Here is a 423-nt window from a genome sequence, read left to right on the forward strand (position 1 = left end):
TAGGTTGCCCATGTTCCGTTTCAGGCTGAAATATGCGCTGCGTAGTCTTGGGTGGGTGTAGTGGGATTTGCCCGTTTCGGGGTTCTTCGTGCGTTCGTTGAAGAAGTCTTTGTGCCGTTCGAACCATGCTTTCAGGCCGCTTTCAAAGCCGGCTCTGCGGCTGTTTTTCAGCGTCAGTGCCAAGTGCCGCAGCTCTTGCCCCGCAGCTGTTTGCGGGTTGCGTGCCAGGTAGCGGCCGACGGTTTTGACTTGGTGGAAATGGCAAAGTTGTACGGGAATATCGGGGAATAATCGTGGCAAACCTTTGCGGCCGTCGCAGACGATGCTTTGTATTCAATGCCTTTGGCTTTCAGGCTGCCGATGGCTTCGGCGTAAAGGGCGTTGGTTTCGTTTTTGACTTCGGTAACAGAAAGCGCTTTGCCG

The 423-nt window shown here is 54.4% G+C and carries 1 protein-coding gene and 1 pseudogene; both read right to left on the bottom strand.

Annotated elements, in window-relative coordinates:
* Positions 1-183, bottom strand: a pseudogene (locus MB824_RS02955) (hypothetical protein); the annotation flags it as partial.
* Positions 174-423 (bottom strand): hypothetical protein (locus tag MB824_RS02960; RefSeq protein WP_456077650.1); only part of this gene is annotated, 250 nt, incomplete at its 5' end. The pseudogene MB824_RS02955 and the gene MB824_RS02960, both read right to left, overlap by 10 nt.

The organism is Kingella pumchi, from assembly GCF_022288825.1.
Taxonomy (GTDB): Bacteria; Pseudomonadota; Gammaproteobacteria; order Burkholderiales; family Neisseriaceae; genus Kingella_D; species Kingella_D pumchi.